Below are 23,255 nucleotides of genomic sequence, written 5' to 3'. Positions count from 1 at the left end.
GGCCCCCGGATTCAGTCGACCGGGGCGGGCTCGGCGGCTGCGGACTTCCGGGTCCGCCACAGCCAGGCGCCGACCCCGGAGGCGAGCACCACGACGCAGGCGGAGAAGACCAGCCCCGCGTTGCGCAGCCCCAGCCCCGTGCTGAGCGCGCCGACCCCGACGACCGGCAGTGAGATACCCAGATAGGCGACGACGAACAGCGCCGAGATGGTGCCCCCGCGGTGCTCCTCGGGAGCCCGGCCGCTGACCGTCGCCATGGCCGACCGGAACGCCAGTCCCTGTCCGATCCCCCCGGTCACCGCACCGGTCACCAGCAGCACCAGCGAACCGAGCAGCAGTGAGAGACCCACCTGCACCATGCCGACGACCAGCCCCAGACAGCCCAGCGGCAGCGCCACCGGGGCGCCGGTCCGAGCGGAGGCCGACTGCCCCAGGAGCGAGGCGCAGAAGACCGAGAAGACGACCGCGCCGGATACCGCCAGGTTGCCGATGTGCAGGGTTGCGCTCATGAAGCCCGGCGAGACGGCGGTGAACAGCCCGAAGACGGCGAACCCGGTGAAGCAGGCCAGCGCTGCCGGGACGAACACCGGCCGCACCTGCCGCGGCACCTCCATCCCGCGCGGCCGCAGCCGGGGCCGTGGGCGGGGCGGGCGCGCGGTCTCCGGCAGCGCCAGCGTCAGGGCGCCGGCGGCGGCGAGCAGCACCAGGTGGGTGGCGAACGGCAGGGTCAGCGGGCGCGGCGCGTACTGCGCGAGAACTCCCGCCAGCAGCGGTCCGCAGCCGAGCCCGCCCATGTTCGCGGCGGTCGCGGCGAAGCCCCGGCTGCCACCGGGCGCCAGTTCGAGGACCGCCGCGGTCGCGGCGCCGGAGAGGAGTCCGGCGGCGAACCCGGACAACAGCCGCCCGCAGAACAGCAGTGGCAGCCCGCCCTCCAGCAGGAAGCATCCGGCGCTGGCCGCCGAGAGGAGCAGCGCGGCCAGCAGCACCGGCCGCCGGCCCAGCTTGTCCGAGTAGTCGCCGGCCACCAGCAGCGCGGCGATCACACCCACCGCGTAGACGGCGAAGACGACCGTCACCATCAGTTCGCCGAAGCCCAGCTCCTGCCGGTAGAGGCCGTAGAGCGGTGTCGGCAGCGTGGTGCCGGCCATGCCGACGGCGAAGACGAAGGCCGCCGCCCCGTACCGCAGCGGGCTGCGCCCGACGATCCCGTCCTCGGCGTCCTCGGCGGGCTCCCCGGCCGCGGCGGGGTGCGCGGAACCGGCCGGCCCCCGGGAGCGGGCTCCCCGGCGCTCCGAGGGGCCGCTACCCGGCCCAGGTGTAGCGGACGGCACCCGCGATCCTGCCCTGCCCGGCCAGCATGTCCTCGGCCACGAAGACCACATCGGCCTCGGTGTCCAGTGCGGCCTCCACCGTCTCGTCCACGATGTCGTCGCGTACCTCCCCGGACGCGTCGCTGACCGCGTCGTCGGCGACCGGGGCCAGATGACCACCGGTCAGCCGGACCTTCTCCCGGTAGGACTCCTCGACCGCCAGCAGCGCGAGCCGGCCCTCCCGCGCGGCCCGCCACACCTCGTCGATCCCCGACACGAACTCCTTGCGGCCCTTGGCGTCGTCGAGTCGGCGCAGCGCGGTCTCGGCCCGGGTGCGCAGCAGTTCGGCGCGGGCGGGCGCGATGGCCTCCTGGACGACCGAGGCGCGCGCGTTGGCGAGTCCCCCCTTGGGCACGGTGGCCAGCGCGCCGCGTGCCGTATGCGTGCCGACGTCGGCCAGCGCGGTCAGCCCGTGCTGCAATCCGGCCACCAGCAGTGGCCTGGGCTCGACCTCCAGCACCTTGGCGAGATCGGCGTCCACGTCCCGCAGGTGCTGGAGGGCTGCCTCGTCCCGGTAGCCGGAGGTGACGTCGCCGGTGCGGGAGGCCCGCTCGCGCTCGGAGAGGTCGGTCTCGTGCGCGACCGGGAAGCCGAACCGGTGCTCCTCGGTGAGCTGCTCGCCCGCGCCGCTCCACAGCCTGGCCCGCTCCTCGTCGAAGGTGAGCACCCAGTAGGGCCGGTTCTGCGCCCGGGCGGCGACGAGGTTGCGGGTGAGGAACGTGTGGTTGACGACGATGCGTTCGATCCCGGCACGCCGGGTCAGATGCCAGAACTGGTGCTCGCCCTGGGCCGCGAGGACGACCAGGGTGTCGAGCGTGTACACCAGATCCAGCTCGTTCTCGGCCTGTTCGAGCTGTTTGAGCACGTCGGCCCGCACCGACGCCGGCACCTGCGGGTCCGCGGAGAGCCGTCGCCCGGCCTCCGCGATGAGGTTGCGCAGCCGCACCGGGTCCTGCAGCTTGTCCGGCTTGGTGCGGTGGGTGGGCAGCACCAGGGTGACCGCCGGGTAGGGGCGCGGCTTCCGCAGTTCGGCGAGGACCTCATCGGTCAGGTCGTTGGTGCGCATCCGTACCTCGTTCCGGAAGGGGTGGACGACCGCTCTCCAGCATCACGCGCGGCCCCCGGCTCCGCATGTCGGAGCCGGGGGCCGCGGGAGCGCGAGTGCGCGCGAGCGGCCGGAGCGAAGCGGACCGGGGACACGGGGCCGGAGCGGGGGCGGCACGGGCGGGATGCCGGGGCCGGGGCGCGGACGTAGCCTGGAGAGGGCGCCCTGTACACGGGGGAAGGAGCGGCTTGTGAAGTCAGACACCCACCCCGACTACCGCGAGGTGGTCTTCCGCGACCGGTCGGCCGGATACGCGTTCCTGACGCGTTCCACGGCCACCAGCGACACCGTGATCGAGTGGGACGACGGACACACCTACCCGGTCGTCGATGTGGAGATCTCCTCCGAGAGCCATCCGTTCTACACCGGAAAGGCACGTGTCGTGGACTCCGAGGGACAGATCGCCAAATTCCGTCAGCGCTATGAGGGGACGACGCCGGACGAGATCCTGCACGCCGCCCCCGAGAGCGACCCCACGCCCGAGGATCTGGTCCTCGCCTCCGGCCGCGACCTGTCGGAGGAGAACCTCCAGTGGGCCCGCGAGCGCATCGCGGCCGAGGGCCGGGCCGCCATGGAGCGCCGCCTGCCCTGACGACGCGGGCCTCACGTCGCTCCGGCAGTGCTGCCGGAACGGCGTGAGGCATTGGTTCGGGGGAGGCATTGGTTCGAGGGCTTCGAGCGGACGTATCCGCGTGGCACCCGGCGGGGCCGTTGACCGGCCCGGGGCAGTGCCCGGGTGGCGCGGTGGCCGGGGCATCGCGCCGGCCCGGCGGAGGCGCTCAGTCGGCGACGGTGAACCGCTCCCGCACGTGCCGCGGGTTCTCGATCTCGTCGAGCACGGCGACCGCGTAGTCCTCCATCGAGATGCGGCTGACCCCGTTGTCGTCCACGACCAGGTCGTCCCCGCCGGTACGGTACGTTCCCGAACGCTCCCCCGGCTCGATCGTCGCGGCGGGACTGATGTTGGTCCAGCGCACGTCCTGGACCCCGCGCAGGTAGTCGAGCGCGTCCCCGTGCGCGTGCATGATCTGCAGGATCGCCTCCGGGAGCCCCTCCGCGTCCCAGACCCGGGAGCCGTCCGGCGTGCGCAGCGAGCCGGCACCGCCGACGAAGACCAGCGGCGGCGCTCCGGCACCGAGCGCGCGCACTCCGGCGACCAGCGACTCGGCGGCCGGTTCGATGGTGGCCAGATGGCCCGGGCCGTCCTTGCCGCCGACCGCGCTCACGACGACGTCCGCGTTCCCGGCGACCGCCGCGACGGACTCGGCGGAGAGGACGTCGCCGGTGACGGCCGTGACGGCCTCACCGGAGGCGACGAAGGCGCCGGGGTCCCGCACGACAGCGAGGACCTGGTGGCCGCGGTCGAGTGCCTCGCGCACGATCCTGCTGCCGATGTTGCCGTTGGCCCCGAAGACGGCGATTGTCGCCATGGTGGTACTCCTGTAGCGCCGAGCGGATGAGGGATGGAGACGCCGAACGCGTGGCGCCTGCCGCCACCGTTCCCGCCGGGTCCCCCGGCAGGGGCGACGACACCTCGAAGCTAACCGGGTACCGGCCACCCCGCGAGGTAAGGTCACGACCAGCCATGGTGAGAACCGGACACGCGGCCGCATCCGCGTCCGCCGCGATCCCCGAGCTGCCGTACGCCCCGCCGCCGGGCGTCACGGCCCCGGGCCTCGAAGTGCTGACACTGTCCGAGCTGCGCGCCCGCGGGGGCCTGCGGCTGTCCGATCCGCAGCGGCCCGACTTCCACCAGCTCTTCGCCGTGGAGTCGGGGACGCTGCGGCAGTCCGTCGACTTCACCGAGCACGCCACCGGGCCCGGCGGCTGGCTGTGGGTGCGGCCCGGGCAGGTGCAGCAGTACACCGACCCGCACGGCGCCGAGGGCTCGCTGGTCCTCTTCCGGCCCGCCTTCCCCGATCCGGCGACGGCGGCGGCCGTGGGTCTGGACGAGGCGTCGGACGCGGTCGCACGGCAGCCCGGCGACCGGCACGCCCGCGCGGTCGGGTTCGCTCTCGACCACCTGCGCTTCGAGTTCGCTGCCGAGTGGCAGCCACCCGCGCGGGGGACACACGAGGACGTGCTGCGCCACCTGCTGGCGGTGCTGCTGCGGCGGCTCGTCAGCACACCCGGCGCGCACGGCACGGAGGCGGCCCAGCCGCCGGACGCCTTCCGCCGCTTCCGGGCCGCCGTCGAGGCCGACTTCGCCCGCACGCGCCGGGTCGCCGACTACGCCCGCGCCCTGGGCTACTCCCCCCGCACCCTCTCCCGCGCCACCCGTGCGGCGGTCGGACTGGGGGCCAAGGAGTTCGTGGACCGCCGCGTCGTACTGGAGGCCAAGCGCCTCCTGGCGCACACCGACCGCTCCGCCGCCCGGATCGGGACCGCCCTCGGCTTCGCCGACGCCACCAACTTCGCCAAGTTCTTCCACCAGCGCACCGGCGGCACCCCGGGCGCCTTCCGTGCCTCGGTACGCAGCTGACCGCTACGGCAGCTCCAGATCGGCCACCAGGCGGATGTCGGCCGCGCTGCGCCCCGCCGCGAAGCGGTGCGGGCCCGGGCGCGGCCGCCAGCCCGGAAGCGCGTCGTCCCAGGTCCGCACGGCGCGCCGCGGCACCTCCAGCTGCGCCTGCGCCGAGTCGCCTGCCGCGGCCTCCACGACGGCGAAGGCCGCCAGCGAGCGGTCCGCGCCCTCGGGGCCGAGATAGAGCTGGACGACCTCGCGGCCCGTCCGGTGACCGCTGTTGCGCACCCGCACGGTGACCCGGGCGACCGGCGAGTAGGGGTCGTCGGCGCCGGGTTCCTGGACGGTGATGTTCATCGACTCGTACTCCCACCGCGTGTATCCGAGCCCGTGCCCGAACCAGTAGGCGGGCTCCGCGCCGGCCGCACGCCAGGTCCGGTAGCCGATGCGCGGCCCTTCGGCGTACGGCAGCCGGCCGTCGCCGTCGGGTGCCACCTGGCGTACCGGCAGGTCGTCGGCGGCGTCCGGCCAGGTGGTCGGCAGCCGCCCGCCCGGCTCGGCGGCGCCCAGCAGCACCTCGGCGAGCGCCTCGCCGCCCGCCTCGCCGGGGAACCAGCACAGCAGCACGGCGGCGACCTCCTCCCGCCAGGGCATCAGCACCGGGGCACCGGCGTTGACCACCGCGACGGTGCGCGGATTGGCCGCCGCGACGCTCCTGACCAGGTCGTCCTGGCGGCCCGGCAGGGCGAGGGTGTCCCGGTCGACGCCTTCGGTCTCGGACTCGTCCGTGGTACCGACGCAGACCACCGCGCAGTCCGCCCCGGCCGCCGCCCGGGCCGCCCGCTCGATCAGCACCTGCTCGGAGACGGCGGGCGCACCGTAACCGAGTTCGAAGGAGATCAGGCCGAAGAGCCCGCCGACCCCGTAGGCGGGCACCGTGTGCAGGAGGCGGACCGGCAGCGGCGTACCCGCCTCGGCGTCCAGCAGGAAGGTGCGCTGCGGCGGGTTCAGGAACGCGGCGGCCGGATCCTCGCTCTCGGCCTGCAGCTCGGCGTCATAGAGCACCCGCTCCCCGGCCTCCAGGCGGAAGTGCCCGACGCCGCGCACCGCGAGCCGGTGGGTGCCGCTGCCGATCGGGGTGAAGGTGCCGACCAGCTCGACCCGGCCCAGATCGGCGAACGGGACCCCACCGGGCAGGCTTCCCATCCACCGCACGCTGCCGTCCCGCTGCTCCACCCGGGCCAGTTCGGCGTCGTCCAGCCCGTGCAGGACGGCGGTCAGCCGGAAGCCGTCGCCGCCGGTCGCGGGGGCCAGCCGGGAGCGCGGGTCGGGTCCCGGCTCGTAGGACACCTCGGTCCCGGAGGGGACCAGGGCGCGCAGCGCCTCCAGCGGGCTGCTGACGCGCTCGGGGAAGACCTGGGAACTGCCGCCGCCACCGAACCGGGGCGCCCGGGCGTGCAGCCCGCTGACGGCGATCCGGCGCACGCTGCCGCCGGCGTGCCCCGCGGCGTCCAGCGGCAGCGCGGCAGCGCCGGCCCCGGCTTCCCCGCCAGGTCCTGCGGGCTCGTTGCGCAGCAGGACGCAGGACCGCACGGCGAGGTCCCGCGCGACGGCCGGGCCGTCGAGCGCGGGCGGCAGCGCGTCGGGCGGCACGGTCGGCGGGGCGCCGTCCAGGATTCCGACCCGGGCGGCGAGCAGCAGGACCCGGCGGGCGAGCGCGTCCACCGCTTCTTCCGGTACCCGGCCCCGGCGGACGGCGGCGACCAGATGCTCGCCGTAGACGGTGTCGGGGCCCGGCATGGCCAGATCGAGGCCGCCGCGGACACAGCCGAGGGTGGAGCGGGCGCCGGTCCAGTCCGAGACCAGAGCCCCGTCGAAGCCCCACTCGCCGCGCAGCACGTGATTGTTGAGCTCGTCGTGCTCGCTCATCGTCACCCCGTTGACGCTGTTGTACGCCGCCATCAGCAGCCAGGGGCCGGCGGTGCGCACGATGTGCTCGAAGGGTTCGAGGTACAGCTCGCGCAGGGTGCGGGCGTCGGCGCGCACGTCGACGGTGTAGCGGTCGGTCTCCGCGTCGTTGGCCACGTAGTGCTTGGGCGTGGCGGCGACGCCGCCCTCCTGCAGCCCCGCGACGAGCGCAGCGCCCAGGGCGCCCGTCAGCCTGGGGTCCTCCGCGTACGCCTCGAAGTGCCGCCCGCTGTAGGGGGTGCGGTGCAGGTTGACGGTCGGCGCCAGCACGGCGTGCGCGCCCTTGCGGCGAGCCTCCTGGGCCAGCAGCAGTCCGGCGGTGCGGGCCGCCGCGGTGTCCCAGGTGGCACCGATCGCGGTGGGGCACGGCAGGGCGACGCTGGGGTCCTCGGGCGTCCAGCTCTCCCCGCGCACCCCCGCGGGGCCGTCCGAGAGGACGAGCCGGCCGAACCCGGCCGCCGAGGGGCCGCTGTAGGGGCCGACCGACCACATGTCCGTCCCCGCGAGGAGGGCCACCTTGCCCGGCAGGTCCAGTCCGGCCAGCACGGCCTCGACCCGGGCTGCCCGCTCCCGCTCCCCCGCCGCCGGCCGTTCCCCCTCCCCGGGGTGCGCGGCTGGTCCGCGGTCAGCGCCGTCCCGGGAGCTGTCGTCCATCTACGACTCACACCGCCCATATCGCTCTTTGTCGATCGCCGGTTGCGGCCAGCTTCTCAGATCCGGCGGCACACGGACGCGGGAATCCGGGTGAAGTCATCACGATGCAGGACCGGCCGACGAGCGCCCGCGGTCCGTGGCGTGCGCTCGGCGCCCGGTCGGAGCGACAACGGAATTCATGAAGAAATCCCAGGTCACAGCGGTGTTATCGGTATTGACAACGGTCACCGGTGCAGTCTTTGCAGCCACGCGACGCGGTGGGTTTCACTGCCTGTGGACCCGGGGGCGCAGCAGCGCCGGCCGACGGTGCGAGCAGCACGTCGGCGGGTCTCCGAGGGGCAGCGACGGGGAGGACCGACGTGGGCGCGAGAGACGAGCACGGACACCGGAAGCCCGGCCAGGGGCACGAGCGGGAACCGGGTCAGGGACCCGGGCGGGGGCGCGGGCCGGAGCACGGCCACGCGGGGCACACACACGGTGTCTCGGCCGGGGCCGACCGGCGCTGGCTGTCGGCGGCACTGGCACTGATCACCGTCTTCATCGTCGTCGAGACGGCCATCGCGGTGCTGGCGGGCTCGCTGGCCCTGCTGTCGGACGCGGCGCACATGCTGACCGACGCGTTCTCGATCGTGCTGGCGCTGGTGGCGATGCGGCTGTCGGCACGGCCCGCCCGCGGTGGCTTCACCTTCGGACTCAAGCGCGCGGAGATCCTCTCGGCTCACGCGAACGGGCTGACGCTGATACTGGCCGCCCTCTGGCTCGGCTACGAAGCCGTACGCAGGCTGATCGATCCGCCCGAGGTGACGGGCTGGATGGTGCTGAGCACGGCACTGGTGGGCATCGCGGTCAATCTGCTGGCCACCTGGTGCCTGTCCCGGGCCAACCGCTCCTCGCTCAACATCGAGGGCGCCTACCAGCACATCCTCAACGACCTGTTCGCCTTCATCGGTACGGCCGTGGCCGGCCTGGTCGTCCTGACCACCGGGTTCGCACGAGCCGACGCGCTGGCCACGCTGCTGGTCACCGGACTCATGCTGAAGGCGGGCTGGGGACTGCTGCGCGACTCCGGCCGCATCTTCCTCGAAGCCGCGCCGGTCGGGCTCGACCCGGACGAGGTCGGTGCCGAACTGGCCGCGACCGACGCGGTCACCGAGGTGCACGACCTGCACATCTGGACGATCACCTCGGGCGAGCCCGCGCTGTCGGCCCACGTCCTGGTGGAGCCGGGCGGCGACTGCCACCGCGTCCGCCGTGCCCTGGACCGGATGCTGGCCGACCGGCACGGACTGACCCACACCACGCTGCAGATCGACCACGCGGACCGGTCGGCCGAGGGCGACGGCCGCACCCCGGCGGGGTCGGCGGCGGGCCACTGCGAGACCCCGCACGGCCCGGTGCACCTCGGCTGAGCGCACCCGCCGGGACCGGGAAGGGCCGTTCGGCCCTTCCCGGGCAGCGCAGGAGCAGGGCACGCTGGAGGAAGTCCCGGGCATCGCCCGTCCGACGCCCGGGCCACACCCCGCCGGGCAGCCGCCCGCGGCCGGTGGGGGCCCGCGGGCGGCATCAGCGTCCGGAGCCCTGTGCGTGCGGGCTCTGTGGAAGTGTTCCGGTCAGCAGGTTCCGCTCTCCCGGGGAACTCCCCGGGTCAGCCACCTTCTCCGCTCCCGCAGGGAGCGCCGGTGCCGGTGGGAGTCGGTGTGGGCGACGGTGACGGGGACTTCGTCGGGCCGGGCGTCGGCGATCCGGAATCCTGCGGGCAGCCCGGCGACTCGCCGGAACCACCCCCCGGAGTCCCGGAGTCGTCCGGGTCGGGGGAGCCAGAAGCGGAACCGGTGGGGCGGGGGCTCGGCCCGCCGCCGGGTTCCGCACCGCCACCGCCACCGGTGCTCCCGGATCCGGGGGTACCGCCGCCCGGCGTGGCGCCCCCGCCCTTGCCGTTCTCCTTGTTCTTGTCGCTCCCGTCCTTCTTGCCGCTCCTGTTCCTCGCCTTGTCCGCGCCGCCCGCGCCCGGACTGGTCGGCAGCACGCCCTCGCCGTCCGGCACGGCGTGGATGCCCTTGCGGTAGAAGTCGAACCAGGCGAGCACGGTGCGCAGATAGGCGTCCGAGTGGTTGTAGCTCAGGACCGCCGCGCGCAGTTGGGCGGAGCTGGTCAGGTCCCGGTCCCCGGCGCACAGGTAGCGGCCCGCGGCCAGCGCAGCGTCGTGGATGTTGTGCGGGTCCTTCCTGCCGTCGCCGTTGCCGTCCGCTCCCCAGCTGCGCCAGGTCCCGGGGATGAACTGCATCGGGCCGACCGCCCGGTCGAACCGCGTGTCACCGTCCCAGGCCCCGCCGTCGGTGTCCGTGATGCGCGCGAATCCGCCGCCGTCCAGCACCGGGCCCAGGATCGGCCTGCGGGTGGTGCCGTCGGACCGCAGATCGCCGCCCCGCGCCTGCCCGGACTCCACCTTCCCCAGCGCCGCCAGCAGCTCCCAGCGCAGACCGCATCCGGGGTCCTGGGCGCGCAGCCGCCGCTCGGCGTTCCGGTAGGCGCGCAGCACCGACGCCGGGATGCCGGACTCGGCCTCGGCCCTGGCCCGCATCCCTGGGGTGCGGTCGGACCGGATGCCGTCGGGCCCCGCCAGGGGCGGGAGTTCGACGTGGTAGGAGCCGTCGTCGGCGGCGCCGTCCGGATACGGGGTGCCCGTGCGCACCGGCTTCCACGGTTCCCGGGCCTGAGGGGGACCTACCGCGCCAGGTGCCTGGGAGGCCGTCAGCGCGGCGACCGCCAGCGCGGCGAGCGCGGTGCCCGCCACGCGGCGGCGCAGCCGGACGCGCCTGCCGCCGCCGGGGCGGACCGGAGCTCTCCGGGCGCCGGCGGCGGTGTGACTGCCGCCCCGGCGGGCGGGGGTTCCCTCCTGCTGCGTCATCTGCTCGCTCTCCTCCCGGTGCGGGCCGGCCGATGCCGGGCGGGTCCGGTGCGGGCCCGGGGCCCGGGCCGGTCAGTCGAGGGTGTCGATCGCGGTGATCCGCCACGCGCCGTCCTTGCGCACGGCGTTGACGGCGAGCATGGCGCCCGCGTAGGTGGCGTTTCCGTCGTCCGCCTTGGACTTGTCCTTGTTCTTCGCCTTGTCCTTCGGTTCGCCTTCGGACTTGCCTCCCGAACCGTCCGCGGAGCCGGCCTTCCCCGCGGTGCGGGCGCTGTGCTGGTCGGCGAAGAGGAGCACCCGGGCACGGTCGCCCTCCAGTTCGGTGACCGCGCTGTCGGTGACCGTCGTCGTCAGGACCAGCTTCTGCGCCCGGACCTGCGCCCGGACGCGGGCCAGGAGCGCACGGTGCTGTTCGACGGCGCGTCCGGTCAGCAGCCGGTCGGCCGCGCGCTCGTTCTTCTCCGGATGCGCGTGGTCGTAGGAGAAGAGCGCGTTGACCGCGCTGCTGACCTCGCCCTTGACCTCGCTGGTGCGGGCCGCGTCGGCGAGTGCCGAGTTGTGGGCCGAGGCGGTGTTCCGCAATTCGCGGGCCTCGCTCGCCGCCCAGCCGGCGAAGCCGCCGAAGACGAGGGTCAGCACCGCGCAGACCACCGGAAGCGTACGGGGAGCCCGCCCGAGCCGCGAGAGGACCGCAGTGGGGAACCGGCCGCGCGGGGTGCGCTTCCCCTCCGCGCTCTCGGCGGCGGCCGCGGCACCGGACGGCTCGGTCCGCGGCCTGCGCCCCGGCCGGACGGAGGCGCGGGCGGCGGAGCTGCTTCCGGCCCCGGGACCGGACGGCTTCCGGACGGACTTCGCACCGGTCCGGGCACCGGGCTCGACGCCCGCCCCGGAGGCGGTCCGCGCGCCGTTCCCGGCGTCGGTCTGCGCGGTCCCGGAGCCGGACTTGTGGACCGGCTGCTGTTCTTCTGCCGCGGGGACGGAGCGCTCCGCCCCGGTGCGCGGCCGGGCCTCGAGGCGGCGTCGGCGGTTGACGAGGTGGCGGGTGGTCGACATGGGTTTCCTCCGGCTCTCCGGTCAGTCGCTCTCGTCCGGCTCGGCGGCGGTGTAGCCGACCGGCACCTGTTCGAGGGCGCTGAGCTTCCACCCCTCGCCGGTGCGGGTGAGCTCGCCCCGCATCCGGGTCTGCTTGGTGGCGGGTTTCTCGTCGGGTGCCTTGACCGTGGTGCGGACGGCGATGAGCATTCCGGCCCGTCCCGCGCGCTCGTCCAGCTCCGCCACGGCGCTGGAGAGGATGCGGGCCGAGGTGACGGTCTTGGCCTCGCGGATCTGCTTCTCGAACTCCTCGCGGCCCTTCTTGAGCTGGCCGCGCAGCTCGCCGGTGGTCGACTGCTCCCAGGAGTCCAGCCCGCTCTCCAGCTTGCGGTGGTCGAGCGTGTTGAGGTTCTGCACCGCCTGCTCGCCCGCCGCGCGCACCTCGTCGCGCGTGGCGGCGTAATCGAGCGTGTCGTCGTGCGCGGCGCCGTACCAGGAGAAGCCCGTCCAGGCCGCACAGGACAGTGCCACCACCATCAGGGCCACGGCAGCCACCCGCAGCGGCCCGCCCGCCGGGGACCACCGGGTGCGCTGTCCCTCCCCCTCCGCCTGTGTCGCCTCTGCCACGTCTCGCCTCTCTTTCCTCTTCCCGTTTCCCTGCTGCCGGGGTGCTCCGCGATTCCGCGGTCCGCCCTCAGCGCGCCGTGATGCCGACGATCCGCCAGTCGCCGTGCTGCCGCCGGGCCGAGACGGAGAGCTGGGCGCCGGCGTGCGCAGGGTCGCGGCCCGCGCGGTGTGTGGTCTGGTCGAGGAAGACGAGGAGGTGGGCGCGGTCACCGTGCAACCGGGTCACCCCCACGCTCACCACGCGGGTGGCGAGGGTCAGCTTCTGCTTTCCCGCGCGCTTTCGGACCTGGCCGAACAGCGACTCGTACTGCTGCGCCGCCTTCCCCGCCAGCACCTCGTCGGCCGCCTTCTCCGTTCCCGACAGGCCCTCGGGGGTGTAGGAGAAGACGCGTGCGAGCGCGTCCTGGACCTCACCGGAGACCCTGCTGGTCGCCGCCTGGTCGGTGAGGGCCGCGTTCCGTGCGGCCGGACCGCCCGTCAGCTCGGCCGCCCGCACCAGGAATCCGGTCCCGGCGGCGAGTGCCGCCACGAGCACCAGCACCGCGCACCAGCGGGCCCGGCGCCGGGCCAGCAGGTCCGGCAGCCAGGCGGCGGCCCGGAGCGCGGATGCCCGGCGTCCTGCCCCGGCGCTCTCCCCTGTTCCACGTCTCCAGCGCATCTCAGCTCCCCTCCCCCACGGCGACCGGCGTCACCGAGGTGAGCTTCCAGCCCTGTTCCGTCCGTTCGAGCCCCGCCTGCATCCGTTTGCGGTCCGTCGCGGGGGTGCCGGAGCGGGTGGTGGTGCGGATCCGCAGGGTCGCGATGAGCGTCGCGGTACCCGCCGTGTCGTCCAGACCGGTCAGGGCCGCGTCGGTGACTTCGGCCCGGGCCGTGCTGCCGCGCTCCCGCAGGGCCTTCGTGCTCTTCTTCTCCGAACGGCGGAGCTCGTCGCGCAGGGGGCCGGTGGCGGCCCGGCGCCACTCGCGCAGATCGGCCTCGATGTGCGCGGTATCGACCGAGTTGAGGGTGGCCAGATGGGCGCGGCCTGCCGCCAGGGCCCGATCGCGGGCACGGGAGTAGGCGAGGTCGTCGTCGGTGTGCGCCCGCCAGTAGATCCACCCGGAGAACGCGCAGAAGAGCAGCGCCGCGACCAGCAGCGCGGCCAGCCAGACCGGTCCCTGCCCGGCGGGGCCGACCGGGCGGGCCGCTTCCCCGGCCGCGTCCTCGCCCTCCTCCGGGGGCGTGTCCGCAGCCTCGTCCGGGGCCGCGTCCGCGCCGCGGGTGGGCTCCTCTCCGGCTGCGTCCTCCTCCCCGGGGCCGCACGCCCCTTCGGCGACGGCCCTCTTCCCGAGCGCGGTCCGGACCTCTGCGGTGGGCTCGCCGCCGGGCTCCTCGCCGGGGCCCGGTTCCGTACGGGCGGCGGGCTCCCCTCCGTTCACCTCGGTCGTCATCGCTCCTCCTTCAGCCCGAGCAATCCGGCCATGTCGCGAGGTCCCGCGTCGCCCTCTCCGACGGGAGCGGTGGCCGCGCCGGCGGCGTAGGCGCCCGGACGGGCCGGTTCGGGCAGCGGCCCCCCGGTGGGTGCGTTGGCCGAACCGCGGACGTTCTTGCCGCTGGAGGGCGGGGAGGCGCAGTGGGCACGGTCGTTGAGGGGCGGCGCCTTCCCCGTCTCCAACCCGCTCCGGTAGGGAGTGTCGCCGTAGCCCGCCGTGCACGGCAGCGGATCGAAGAAGGCCAGGGCCATGCTGAAGGACGCGCCGTCGCGGGTGACGGCCGTGGATCCGGCGGCCGCCACCCGGGGCAGCTTGACGAGCAGTTCCTCCAGACCGCGCGCCCGGGTGACGGTCAGTTCGGCGGTGGTGGTGAGGTTGGCGAGCAGCACGCTGAGGCTGGGGTCGAGGTCCCGCAGCAGGCCGGTCACCTGGGTGGCGGCGCCCGGCGTCGCGGTGATGAGGCGGCGCAGGTCGGGGTCGGACTTCTTGAGCTGTCCGAGCAGTTCCTCGGCGCCGTCGGCGAAGTCGCGCAGGGCGCGGCCCTCCTCGCGTTGGGTGCGCAGCACGGTCGCCGAGTCGACGACGAGTCCGGTGGTCTCGGGCGCCGCGGCGTCGGCGGCGTCCAGGAACTCGCTGCCGGTGTCGAGCAGGACCTCCAGATCGTCGCCCCGGCCCTCGAAGGTCTCGCCGAGTTCGTCGACGACGGTGCGCAGAGAGCTGCGCGGCAGGCCGGCGACCAGGTTGTCCACGCTGGCCAGCACCTTGGTGGGCGGTGCCGGCACGGTCGTGTCGGGCTGCGGGATGACGGATCCCTCGTGCAGGAACGGGCCCTCGCCCGTGTCGGGCCGCAGGTCGAGGTACTGCTCCCCGACCGCGGAGAGGTTGGCGACGTGCGCGGTGAGACCGGCGGGGATCCGGGGAGCCGACTTCCTGATCCTCAGTTCGGCGGAGACCCCGCTGTCGGTCAGGTCGAGGTCCCCCACCCGGCCGACGGAGACCCCGCGGTAGGTGACGTCGGCGTGCTCGTAGAGGCCACCGGTGCGGGCCAGTTCGACGCGGACGCTGAAGTAGTCGCGGAGGCCCACATACCGGCCCACGTCCGCGTAGCGCACTCCGATGACGCCGAGGACGAGCGCGGCGAGCGCCAGGAAGGCGATGTTCTTCAGGACGGTGGCGCGGGTCAGCATCAGCCCTCACTCCCGGTGGCGGTGACGGCGGGGAGCGGGAGCGGCGCCGCGCCGTCGCCCACGGCGGCGCCCGGGTCCTGCGGGATGGGCTCCTCCTCCAACGGCGGGGTCAGCGTGGTGCCGGGCGGCGCCGCCACGTCGAGGTACACGTTGAGGTAGTCGCCCTTGACGCCGCGCAGCACCTCGTCGGTGAACGGGTAGGTGAACAGCACCTGGAGGGAGTCGGGCAGGTCCTGGCCGGAATCGGCGAGGCGCCGCAGCGTGGGCGCGAGCGCCTTGAGATCGGCGACGATGTCGTCCTTGCTGCGGTCGACGGTGTCCACGGCGACCTCGGAAAGGGTGTCGAGGGAGCGCAGCATCGTCATCAGCTGGCCCCGCTGGTCCTCCAGCGTGGTCAGTCCGGGGCTGACGTCGGTCAGTACGGTGCCGATGCTCTTCCTCCGGGCGGCGAGGGTCGCCGAGAGCCGGTTGACTCCGTCCAGGGCCCGGGTGATGTCGCCCTTGTGCCGGTCGAGGTTCCCCACCAGCTTGTCGACGCGGCCGAGCACGGATCTGACCTCCTCCTCGTTGCCGTCCAGAGCCTTGTTCAGTTCGGTGGTGATGGTCTTGAGCTGGCTGACGCCGCCGCCGTTGAGCAGCATCGACAGCGCGCCGAGCACCTCCTCGACCTCGGGATTGCGGTTGGTCCGGGAGAGCGGGATGCGGGTGTCCCGGCCGGAGCCGTGCGCCGTGGCCGGGTGGGCCGCCGAGGGGGACGCGGTGTCCTTCTCCTGCTCCTCCGGCGGGGCGAGGAGCTGTACGTACTTCTCGCCGAGCAGGCTGGACTGCTCGATGCGCGCGTAGGGCTTGCGGGGGAGCCGGACATCGCCGTTGACCCGCATGGTGACCTCGGCCGTCCAGCCCTTTCCGGAGAGGGAGATGTCGGTGACCTTCCCGACGGTGACGTCGTTGACCTTCACCGCGGACTGCGGGACCAGGCTGAGCACGTCGCCGAACTCGGCGGTCACCTCGTAGGGGTGGTCGCCCAGGTCGGCGCCGCCGGGCAGCGGCGGGTCCTCGATCCCGGTGAAGCGCGGCAGATCGACCCCGCCGCCCAGCAGGGTGAGGCCGAGGGCTGCGGCGACGGCGGCCGCGGTGACGCCGGTGCCGACGCGTGCGGCCCGGGAGCCGGGCCTGCCGCGGAGCGGGCTCATTCGTCGGCCTCCTCACCGGCGGCGTCCCGCCGTTCGCCGTCGGGGGTGCCGTAGACGGTGCCGGTCGGTGGCAGGGGCACGGCGGGCAGTGCCTCGCGCTCCTCGGGTGTGACGGGCACCAGCCCGGCGGTTCCGCCGGAGGCCGCCCCGGCGGCCGGGGTGAGGGGCCCGCCGGTGCTGATCTCGTTGATGTCGGCGCGGTTGTCGAGGGTGCCCCGGCTCGGGTTGTAGGCCCGCAGGAAGTTGTCCGCGGCCAGCGGCGCGGTGTCGAGTGCCTCGGCGAGGGAGGCGCGCTGCTCGACGAGGGTGCGGGTGATCGGCGCGAGTTTCTTGACGTTCTTCTGCAGATCGCCGCGGTTGTCCTTGATGAACTTCTTCACCTTGCCCAGTGCCGTGCCGAGTTGGGACAGCGCCTGGGCGAGGTTCTCCTTGTCCTCGGCGAGGAAGGTGGTGACGTCGCCCAACTGGCGTTCCGCCTCGCGCACCCGCTTGTCGTTGCGCTTGAGCATGGAGGTGAAGGACTTCAGGTAGCTGACGGTGCTGAAGAGGTCGCCGCTGTTCCCGTTGAGCGTCTTGGCGGCCTTGCCGAACTCCTCGACGGATTTGCCGAGCGCCTTCCCGTTGCCGTCCAGGTTCTCCGCTCCCACCGTGAGGAGGTCGGAGAGGGCGCCGTCGGAGTTGGCGCCGTCGGGCCCGAGCGCGTCGCTGAGTTCGGTGATGCTCGCGTACAGCTCGTCGACCTCCAGCGGTACGGAGTTGCGGCCCGAGGGCAGGACCGCGGCGTCCGCGAGCCGGGGCCCCTTCGTGTAGGCGGGGGTGAGCTGCACGTAGCGGTCGGAGACCAGGCTGGGTGCGATGACGACGGCGCGCGCGTCGGCCGGCAGCCGCACGCCCTCGTCCACCAGGAGGGTGACCTCGACCCGCTTTCCGTGCGGTTCGACCGCCTCCACCTGCCCGACGCGCACGCCCAGCACCCGCAGGTCGGACCCTTCGTAGACGCCCACGGCCCGGTCGAACCAGGCGGTGACGCGCATGCCGTGGGAACCGCCGAGCACGGTCGCTCCGCCGGCCGCGGCGCCGATCAGCAGCGTGAGGACGGTGCCCAGCACGAGTGTGCGGGCCCGCAGCGGGCTGCGGCCGCCGGTGGTGGTGGACGCGCGCATCAGCTCTTGCCTCCCGGTTTCGGCGGTCGGCAGTCGTTCTCGGGCGGGGTGCCGGGAGGCAGGTACCGAGCGGGGACGAGACCGCACAGATAGCTGTCGAACCAGTGGCCGTTGCCGAGAGTGTTGCCGATGAGGCGGTAGTAGGGGCCCGCGACCTTCAGCGCCGCGTCCAGCCGGTTGCGGTTCTTGTGCAGGACATCGGTGACCCGGTCCAGGGCGCGCAGGGTGGGGCCCAGTTGCTTGTTGTTGTCGTCGACCAGTCCGGTCAGTTCGGTTCCCAGGTCGCGGGTTCCGGTGAAGAGCCGGTGGATGGCGGCGCGGCGGGCGCGGACCTCGGCCAGCAGCTGGTTGCCGTCCCGCAGCAGCGTGCTGAAGTCCGCGCGCCGCTCCTTGAGGGTGCGGGTCAGCTTCTTGCTGCCGCGCAGCAGTTGGGCCAGTTCCGTGTCCCGCGAGGAGATGGTGCGGGAGAGCGCGGAGAGTCCCTTGGCGGCTCCGCGTACGTCCTCGGGGGTGTTCTCGAAGGTGTCGGAGACGGCCCGGAAGCTCTTGGCCAGCTTCTCGGAGTCGATCTCCTCGAAGGTGCGTCCGAGTCCGGTGAACGCCTGAGTGACGTCGTAGGGAGAGGTGGTGCGGCTGGTGGGGATGTGCCTGTCGGGGTCCTGGCGGCCGCTGCCGAGCGGATCGAGGGCCAGGAACTTCTCCCCGAGCAGGGTGCGGATGCTGATGGCGGCGCGGCTGGCGTTGCCCACCCAGGTGTCCTCGACCTCGAAGTCGACGGCGACCTTGGCGCCGTCGAGCGCGACGGTGGAGACCTCGCCGACCTTCACGCCCGCGACCCGTACCTCGTTGCCGGCCCGCAGCCCGGCCGCCTCGGTGAACTCCGCGGTATAGGTGGTGCCGCCGCCGATGAGCGGCAGGTCGTCGGCACGGTAGACGGCGGTGCCCAGCAGGGCGAGGCAGAGGAACCCGACCAGGCAGACGGCGATCGGGTTGCGCTGCGACATCGGCTTGAGGCGGGGCACCCTGCGTCCCGTGCGGCCGCTCATGACCGGCACCTCGACTGGGTGACGGCGATGCCGGTGGGTGGTTCGCTGCCGTCGGCCATGGTCAGTCCGCTCGTCCTCGCTTCGCACAGGTAGGTGTTGAACCAGGAGCCGTAGGACGCGAGCCGCGCGAGCGTCCTCATCTTCTCCGGCGACGTGCGCAGGAATTTCTCGAACTGGGGTGTGCCCTTGTCGAGTTGTCCGGCGAGTCGGCCCAGCTGGCGGATGTCCTTCTTCAGCGGGGCCCGGCCCTCCTCCAGCAGTCCGGCCGTGGTGGTGGCCAGCCCGCCCATGGCGGTGACCGCGTCGCCCAGCGGCTCGCGGTCCTCGGCGAAGCCCGACACCAGGTCGCGCAGGCTGGTGATGAGCTCGTTGAAGCCCTTCTCCCTGGTGTTCACCGTCTTGAGCACCGAGTTCAGGTTCTTGATCAGCGAGCCGATGACCTTGTCGCGCCGGGCGAGTGTGGTGGTCAGCGAGCTGATGTGGCCGACCAGCGAGGTGACGGTGCCGCCCTCGCCCTGGAGAACGCTGATGATCTCTCCGGCGAGCTGGTTGGTGTCCTCGGGCGAGAGCCCCTGGAAGAGCGGCTTGAACCCGTTGAAGAGCTGGGTGAGGTCGAGCGCCGGTGTGGTGCGGCTGAGCGGAATGGTGCCGCCCGCGGCGAGGGTGCGCCCGACGGGTCCGCTGCCGCGCTTCAGGTCCACGTACCGCTGCCCGACCATGTTGAGGTACTTCACGGAGGCGTGTGCCGAGGCGGGCACGGCGCGGCCCTTCTCCACGGAGAACCGCACTTCGGCGATCCGGTGGTCGACGACGCCGATCTCCTCGACCTTGCCGACCCGCACCCCGGCGATCCGTACGCTGTCGCCCTCCACCAGACCGGTCACATCGGTGAACCGGGCACGGTAGGAGTCGGTCCCGCCCACCCCCGTGTCGGAGATGCTGAGTGCGAGCACGGCGGTGGCGAGGGAGGTCACCAGGATGAAGACGAGCGATTTGACGAGCGGCCCGGCGAGGGAGGCGCGTTTCACTTGAGTCTCACCTCCGTGCCGCGCAGGGTAGGCCCGACCAGGACGCTGCTCCAGTCCGGCAGGTTCTTCGACGGCGCCAGCACCTCGTTGATGAGCTGGTTCTCCTGTGGCGAGTTGGGCATCCCGGTACCGCCCCGCGCGTCGGCGATGGTGGCGCCTTCACCGGCCGGTTCGGTGCGCTTCTTCCCGGCGGCGGTGCCGTCCGCCGGACCGAGGTAGGGGGCCGAGTAGCAGCGGGGGCCCTGGCCGGCCTCCCCGCCGTAGGCGGGGGCGTCCTCGCCGGGCCGGTAGGCGCCGCGGGAGCGGGTGACCTCCAGGTCGACGTGCAGCCCCGGGCGGTCGCTGCCCTTGCCGAGCGCCTGGTCCATCACGGGCACGAAGTTGGCGAGGGTGCGCAGCGTGCAGGGGAAGGACGGGGACCGGGCGGCCAGGATCCGCAGCGTGGGGCGGCTCGCTCCGGCCAGCCGGATGATGTTATCCCGGTTCGCCCGCAGGAACCCGGTCAGTTCGCGGGCGGTGCCGGTGGTGGTGCCGTAGGCGGTGGCCAGGTCGTCGGCCTTCTCCACCAGGGTGCTGCTGGTGGTGGCGAAGTCGGAGAGCGCGTCGAGCACCCCGGGCGCGGTGTCGGCGTACAGGTGGCTGACCTTGACCAGCTCCTTGATGTCCTGGTTGAGGGCCGGGAGATGGGGGTTGAGCTTCTTCAGATAGCGGTCCAGCGCGACGAGGTTGTCCCCGAGCCTGCTGCCGCGGCCCTCCAGCGCCTGGGAGACGGCGGTGAGGGTGGCCGCGAGCTTCTGCGGCTGCACGGCGGTGAGGGTGGGCAGCAGGTGGTCCAGGACCTGCTCCAGTTCGATGGCGTTGCGGCTGCGGTCCTGCGGGACGGTGGCCCCGGCCTCGATCGGCCGGGGCGCCGGGTTCCGGGGCGGGACGAGTGCGACGTAGCGCTGCCCGAAGACGGTGGTGGGCAGCATCTGGGCGCGTACGTCGGCGGGGATGTGCGCGAGCTTGTCGGGCTGCAGCGCAACCCGCAGCCGGGCGCCCTTGCCGTCCGAGGTGATCTCCCGGACCTGCCCGACCACCACCCCGCGCAGCTTCACATCGGTGTTGACGTGCATCTCGTGCCCCGCGTGCGAGGTTTCCACGGTGATCTCGGCCGCGTCCGTGAACTGCTTGTCGTAGACGGCCACCGAGAGCCAGATCAGCAGCGCGGGGACGAGCAGCAGGGCCACCCCTGCCAGTCTGCGGCGCGGCGCTGCGGCGCTCATCCGGCCACCTTCACGGTGGTGGTGGCGCCCCACAGGGCGAGGCTGAGGAAGAAGTCGGTGAGGCTGATCAGCACGATCGCGTTGCGTACCGAGCGGCCCACCGCGATGCCGACACCCGCGGGACCGCCGGAGGCGCGGTAGCCGTAGTAGCAGTGGGTGAGGATCACCATGACGCTGAAGACGAAGACCTTCAGGAACGAGAGCAGCACGTCGGTCGGGGAGAGGAACAGCCCGAAGTAGTGGTCGTAGGTGCCCGCCGACTGGCCGTTGTAGAAGACGGTGATGAACCGGGAGGAGAGGTAGGAGCTGAGCAGGCCGATGCCGTAGAGCGGAATGATGCCGACGACTCCGGCGATGATGCGGGTGGTGACGAGGTAGGGCATGGAGCGGATGCCCATGCTGTCGAGTGCGTCGATCTCCTCGTTGATCCGCATGGCGCCCAGTTGCGCGGTGAACCCGGCTCCCAGGGTGGCCGACAGCGCCAGGCCCGCGACCAGGGGCGCTATCTCCCGGGTGTTGAAGTAAGCGGAGATGAAGCCGGTGAAGGCTTCGGTGCCGATCTGGTTGAGTGCCGCGTAGCCCTGCAGGCCGACCACGGTGCCGGTGAAGAGGGTCATCGCGATCATCACACCGACGGTGCCGCCGATGACGCCCAGCCCCCCGCTGCCGAAGGCCACTTGGGCGAGCAGGCGCTGGACCTCCCGCAGGTACCGCGCGAGGGTCCTGGGGACCCACAGCAGCGCGCGGAGGTAGAAGAGCAGTTGGTCGCCGGGTTCGTCGAGCCAGCCGAAGAGGCGTCCGGTGAGGGGACGGGCCATGGCTCACACCCCCTTCGGCGGGACGAGCTGGAGGTAGATGCCGGTGAGGACCATGTTGACGAAGAAGAGAAGGAGGAAGGTGATGACGACGGACTGGTTGACGGCGTCCCCGACGCCCTTGGGGCCGCCGCGCGGGTTGAGTCCCCGGTAGGAGGCGACGATCCCGGCGATGAAGCCGAAGACCAGAGCCTTGATCTCGCTGATGTAGAGGTCCGGCAGCTGCGCGAGCGCGGAGAAGCTGGCGAGGTAGGCGCCCGGGGTGCCGTCCTGGAGGACGACGTTGAAGAAGTAGCCGCCGAGGGTGCCGACCACCGAGACCATGCCGTTGAGCAGGACCGCCACGCAGACGGTGGCCAGGACGCGGGGCACCACCAGCCGCTGGACGGGCGAGACGCCCATCACTTCCATCGCGTCCAGCTCCTCGCGGATGGTGCGGGAGCCGAGGTCGGCGCAGATCGCCGAGCCGGCCGCTCCGGAGATCAGCAGGGCGACGATCAGCGGGCTGGCCTGCTGGATGTTGACGAGCACGCTGGCCGCGCCGGTGAAGGACTGGGCGCTGATCTGGCTGGTCAGCGAGCCGACCTGGAGGGCGATGACGGCGCCGAACGGGATCGAGACCAGTGCGGCGGGCAGAATGGTGACGCTCGCGATGAACCAGAACTGCTCGATGAACTCGCGGAACTGGAAGGGCCGTCGGAAGACCGCGCGGAGCACCGTGAGGGACAGCGCGAACAGTTTGCCCGGCTCCCGCAGGAAACCGAGGCCCGGGGCGGGTGTCCTGGGGGCGGGCGGAGCCGCGGGCGGCGGCTCCCCGGGTCTTTCACCGGCGGGCTCCGGAGTGTGCTCGGTCGCCGTCATGACCGCTCCTTCGGATCCGGCTCGGCCCCCGCCGGGTGCGCGAGGCCGGCGGGGAGGGTCGGCGGGTGCGGATCGGCGGCGTCCCGGCGTACGGTGCTGGTACGCCGCGGCAGCGGCGTCAGGTCCTGCGCCAGGTCGGCCTCGATCGCGTGGCGCGCGGCCGGCGGCAGTTCGCCGAGCAGGCCCCGCACCCGCTCCCGGCGGCGCCGCACGGCCTGCCGCTCGGGCAGCCCGGGGGTGGGTTCGAGCTGCGGGACGAGCTTCCGCGGCGTGGCGTTCAGCGGGCCGGGGGCCGGCGCGTCGGCCTCCCGGGCGAGGGCGGCCGCGTCCTTCTCCTCGGACATCCCGATGGGGCCGCTCCGGCTGCCGCTGAGGAACTGCGCGACGACCGGTTCCTCGCTGGTCAGCAACACCTCCCGGGGCCCGAAGGTGACCAGGCGGCGGCGGAAGAGCATCCCCATGTTGTCGGGGACCGTCGCCGCGATGTCGAGGTTGTGGGTGACGATCAGCATCGTCGCGTCGATCTGCGCGTTGAGGTCGATCAGCAGCTGCGAGGTGAAGGCGGTGCGCACGGGGTCGAGCCCGGAGTCGGGCTCGTCGCAGAGGATGATCTGCGGGTCGAGCACCAGGGCCCGGGCGAGGCCGGCGCGTTTGCGCATTCCGCCGGATATCTCGCCGGGCAGCTTGCTCTCGTCGCCGATCAGCCCCACCATCTCCAGCCGCTCCATGACGATGCGGCGAATCTCGGACTCCTTCTTCCTGGTGTGCTCGCGCAGCGGGAAGGCGATGTTGTCGAACAGGTTCATCGAGCCGAACAGCGCCCCGTCCTGGAACATCAGCCCGAACGTCTTGCGCGCCTCGTACACCTCGCGCTCCCGGCTGCGCACCATGTCGACGCCGTCGACCAGTACGCTGCCCCGCTCGGGTTCCACCAGTCCGATCAGCGACTTGAGGAAGACGGTCTTGCCCGTGCCGGAGGGCCCCAGCATGACGCTGACCTCCCCGGCGGGCAGGGTCAGTGTGATGTCCTGCCAGATGTTCTTGGTGCCGTAGGACTTGGTCAGCCCCCGGACGGCTACTTCGATGCCCATCCCCGT

General features: G+C 73.1%; 20 protein-coding genes and 1 pseudogene. 3 read left to right on the top strand and 18 right to left on the bottom strand.

Annotated elements, in window-relative coordinates; translation table 11 throughout:
- Positions 1-11: 11 nt before the first annotated feature.
- The gene (locus ACFYMO_RS02670; protein ID WP_388543635.1) at positions 12-1,331 is read right to left on the bottom strand and encodes an MFS transporter; all 1,320 of its coding nucleotides are present in this window, start codon (positions 1,329-1,331) and stop codon (positions 12-14) included.
- Complete coding sequence (locus ACFYMO_RS02665; RefSeq protein ID WP_366770440.1) at positions 1,303-2,436, bottom strand: hypothetical protein; 1,134 nt, start codon at positions 2,434-2,436, stop codon at positions 1,303-1,305. Before ACFYMO_RS02665 ends, ACFYMO_RS02670 begins: the two co-directional genes overlap by 29 nt.
- Positions 2,437-2,665: 229 nt before the next feature.
- Here ACFYMO_RS02665 and ACFYMO_RS02660 point away from each other — a divergent pair.
- Positions 2,666-2,908, top strand: a pseudogene (locus ACFYMO_RS02660) (type B 50S ribosomal protein L31); the annotation flags it as partial.
- A 346-nt stretch (positions 2,909-3,254) separates the two neighbouring features.
- On the opposite strand, the gene ACFYMO_RS02655 reads toward ACFYMO_RS02660, so the two are convergent.
- Positions 3,255-3,905, bottom strand: a complete 651-nt coding sequence (locus tag ACFYMO_RS02655; RefSeq protein WP_366770441.1) for an NAD(P)H-binding protein — start codon at positions 3,903-3,905, stop codon at positions 3,255-3,257.
- A gap of 155 nt (positions 3,906-4,060) precedes the next feature.
- Between ACFYMO_RS02655 and ACFYMO_RS02650 the strand changes: the two genes are divergently transcribed.
- Complete coding sequence (locus tag ACFYMO_RS02650; protein ID WP_388543633.1) at positions 4,061-4,957, top strand: helix-turn-helix domain-containing protein; 897 nt, start codon at positions 4,061-4,063, stop codon at positions 4,955-4,957.
- 3 nt (positions 4,958-4,960) lie between these two features.
- On the opposite strand, the gene ACFYMO_RS02645 is transcribed toward ACFYMO_RS02650, so the two are convergent.
- Positions 4,961-7,561: a glycoside hydrolase family 3 C-terminal domain-containing protein gene (locus tag ACFYMO_RS02645; RefSeq protein ID WP_388543631.1), complete on the bottom strand. Its 2,601-nt coding sequence runs from the start codon at positions 7,559-7,561 to the stop codon at positions 4,961-4,963.
- Between the two features lie 359 nt (positions 7,562-7,920).
- Between ACFYMO_RS02645 and ACFYMO_RS02640 the strand changes: the two genes are divergently transcribed.
- Complete coding sequence (locus ACFYMO_RS02640; RefSeq protein ID WP_366770444.1) at positions 7,921-8,970, top strand: cation diffusion facilitator family transporter; 1,050 nt, start codon at positions 7,921-7,923, stop codon at positions 8,968-8,970.
- A 236-nt stretch (positions 8,971-9,206) separates the two neighbouring features.
- Here the strand turns inward: ACFYMO_RS02640 and ACFYMO_RS02635 are convergent, their stop codons facing one another.
- The 14 genes from ACFYMO_RS02635 to ACFYMO_RS02570 form a co-directional block, all read right to left on the bottom strand.
- On the bottom strand, positions 9,207-10,469 hold the full coding sequence (locus ACFYMO_RS02635) for a lytic transglycosylase domain-containing protein (protein ID WP_366770445.1): 1,263 nt from the start codon (positions 10,467-10,469) through the stop codon (positions 9,207-9,209).
- A 72-nt stretch (positions 10,470-10,541) separates the two neighbouring features.
- A complete protein-coding gene (locus tag ACFYMO_RS02630; protein ID WP_388543629.1) occupies positions 10,542-11,522 on the bottom strand; it encodes a hypothetical protein in 981 nt (326 codons plus the stop codon).
- A 21-nt stretch (positions 11,523-11,543) separates the two neighbouring features.
- Positions 11,544-12,128, bottom strand: coding sequence for a hypothetical protein (locus ACFYMO_RS02625; protein WP_360690477.1), 585 nt, complete (start codon positions 12,126-12,128; stop codon positions 11,544-11,546).
- Positions 12,129-12,195: 67 nt separating this feature from the next.
- Positions 12,196-12,786 (bottom strand): hypothetical protein, encoded by a 591-nt coding sequence (locus tag ACFYMO_RS02620; protein ID WP_360690479.1) that lies wholly within the window; start codon positions 12,784-12,786, stop codon positions 12,196-12,198.
- Between the two features lies 1 nt (position 12,787).
- Positions 12,788-13,558, bottom strand: a complete 771-nt coding sequence (locus ACFYMO_RS02615; RefSeq protein ID WP_388543627.1) for a hypothetical protein — start codon at positions 13,556-13,558, stop codon at positions 12,788-12,790.
- On the bottom strand, positions 13,555-14,787 hold the full coding sequence (locus ACFYMO_RS02610; protein WP_366770450.1) for an MlaD family protein: 1,233 nt from the start codon (positions 14,785-14,787) through the stop codon (positions 13,555-13,557). The genes ACFYMO_RS02615 and ACFYMO_RS02610 overlap by 4 nt, the downstream gene beginning before the upstream one ends.
- Positions 14,787-15,980: an MCE family protein gene (locus ACFYMO_RS02605; protein WP_388543625.1), complete on the bottom strand. Its 1,194-nt coding sequence runs from the start codon at positions 15,978-15,980 to the stop codon at positions 14,787-14,789. The genes ACFYMO_RS02610 and ACFYMO_RS02605 overlap by 1 nt, the downstream gene beginning before the upstream one ends.
- Positions 15,977-17,143: an MCE family protein gene (locus ACFYMO_RS02600; protein WP_366770452.1), complete on the bottom strand. Its 1,167-nt coding sequence runs from the start codon at positions 17,141-17,143 to the stop codon at positions 15,977-15,979. Before ACFYMO_RS02600 ends, ACFYMO_RS02605 begins: the two co-directional genes overlap by 4 nt.
- The gene (locus ACFYMO_RS02595; protein ID WP_366770453.1) at positions 17,143-18,189 is read right to left on the bottom strand and encodes an MCE family protein; all 1,047 of its coding nucleotides are present in this window, start codon (positions 18,187-18,189) and stop codon (positions 17,143-17,145) included. Before ACFYMO_RS02595 ends, ACFYMO_RS02600 begins: the two co-directional genes overlap by 1 nt.
- A complete protein-coding gene (locus ACFYMO_RS02590) occupies positions 18,186-19,217 on the bottom strand; it encodes an MCE family protein (protein WP_388543622.1) in 1,032 nt (343 codons plus the stop codon). The genes ACFYMO_RS02595 and ACFYMO_RS02590 overlap by 4 nt, the downstream gene beginning before the upstream one ends.
- Positions 19,214-20,482, bottom strand: a complete 1,269-nt coding sequence (locus ACFYMO_RS02585) for an MCE family protein (RefSeq protein ID WP_366770456.1) — start codon at positions 20,480-20,482, stop codon at positions 19,214-19,216. The genes ACFYMO_RS02590 and ACFYMO_RS02585 overlap by 4 nt, the downstream gene beginning before the upstream one ends.
- Entirely contained in the window at positions 20,479-21,300 is an 822-nt protein-coding gene (locus tag ACFYMO_RS02580) for an MlaE family ABC transporter permease (RefSeq protein WP_388543620.1), read from the bottom strand. The genes ACFYMO_RS02585 and ACFYMO_RS02580 overlap by 4 nt, the downstream gene beginning before the upstream one ends.
- Before the next feature lie 3 nt (positions 21,301-21,303).
- Positions 21,304-22,158: an MlaE family ABC transporter permease gene (locus tag ACFYMO_RS02575; RefSeq protein WP_388543618.1), complete on the bottom strand. Its 855-nt coding sequence runs from the start codon at positions 22,156-22,158 to the stop codon at positions 21,304-21,306.
- On the bottom strand, positions 22,155-23,249 hold the full coding sequence (locus ACFYMO_RS02570) for an ABC transporter ATP-binding protein (protein ID WP_388543616.1): 1,095 nt from the start codon (positions 23,247-23,249) through the stop codon (positions 22,155-22,157). The genes ACFYMO_RS02575 and ACFYMO_RS02570 overlap by 4 nt, the downstream gene beginning before the upstream one ends.
- Between the last annotated feature and the right edge of the window lie 6 nt (positions 23,250-23,255).

The sequence above is a fragment of the Streptomyces sp. NPDC007025 genome, assembly GCF_042869455.1.
Taxonomy (GTDB): Bacteria; Actinomycetota; Actinomycetes; order Streptomycetales; family Streptomycetaceae; genus Streptomyces.
Note: the sequence above shows the minus strand (reverse complement) of the source record. Positions and strands in the feature narration are given on the sequence as shown.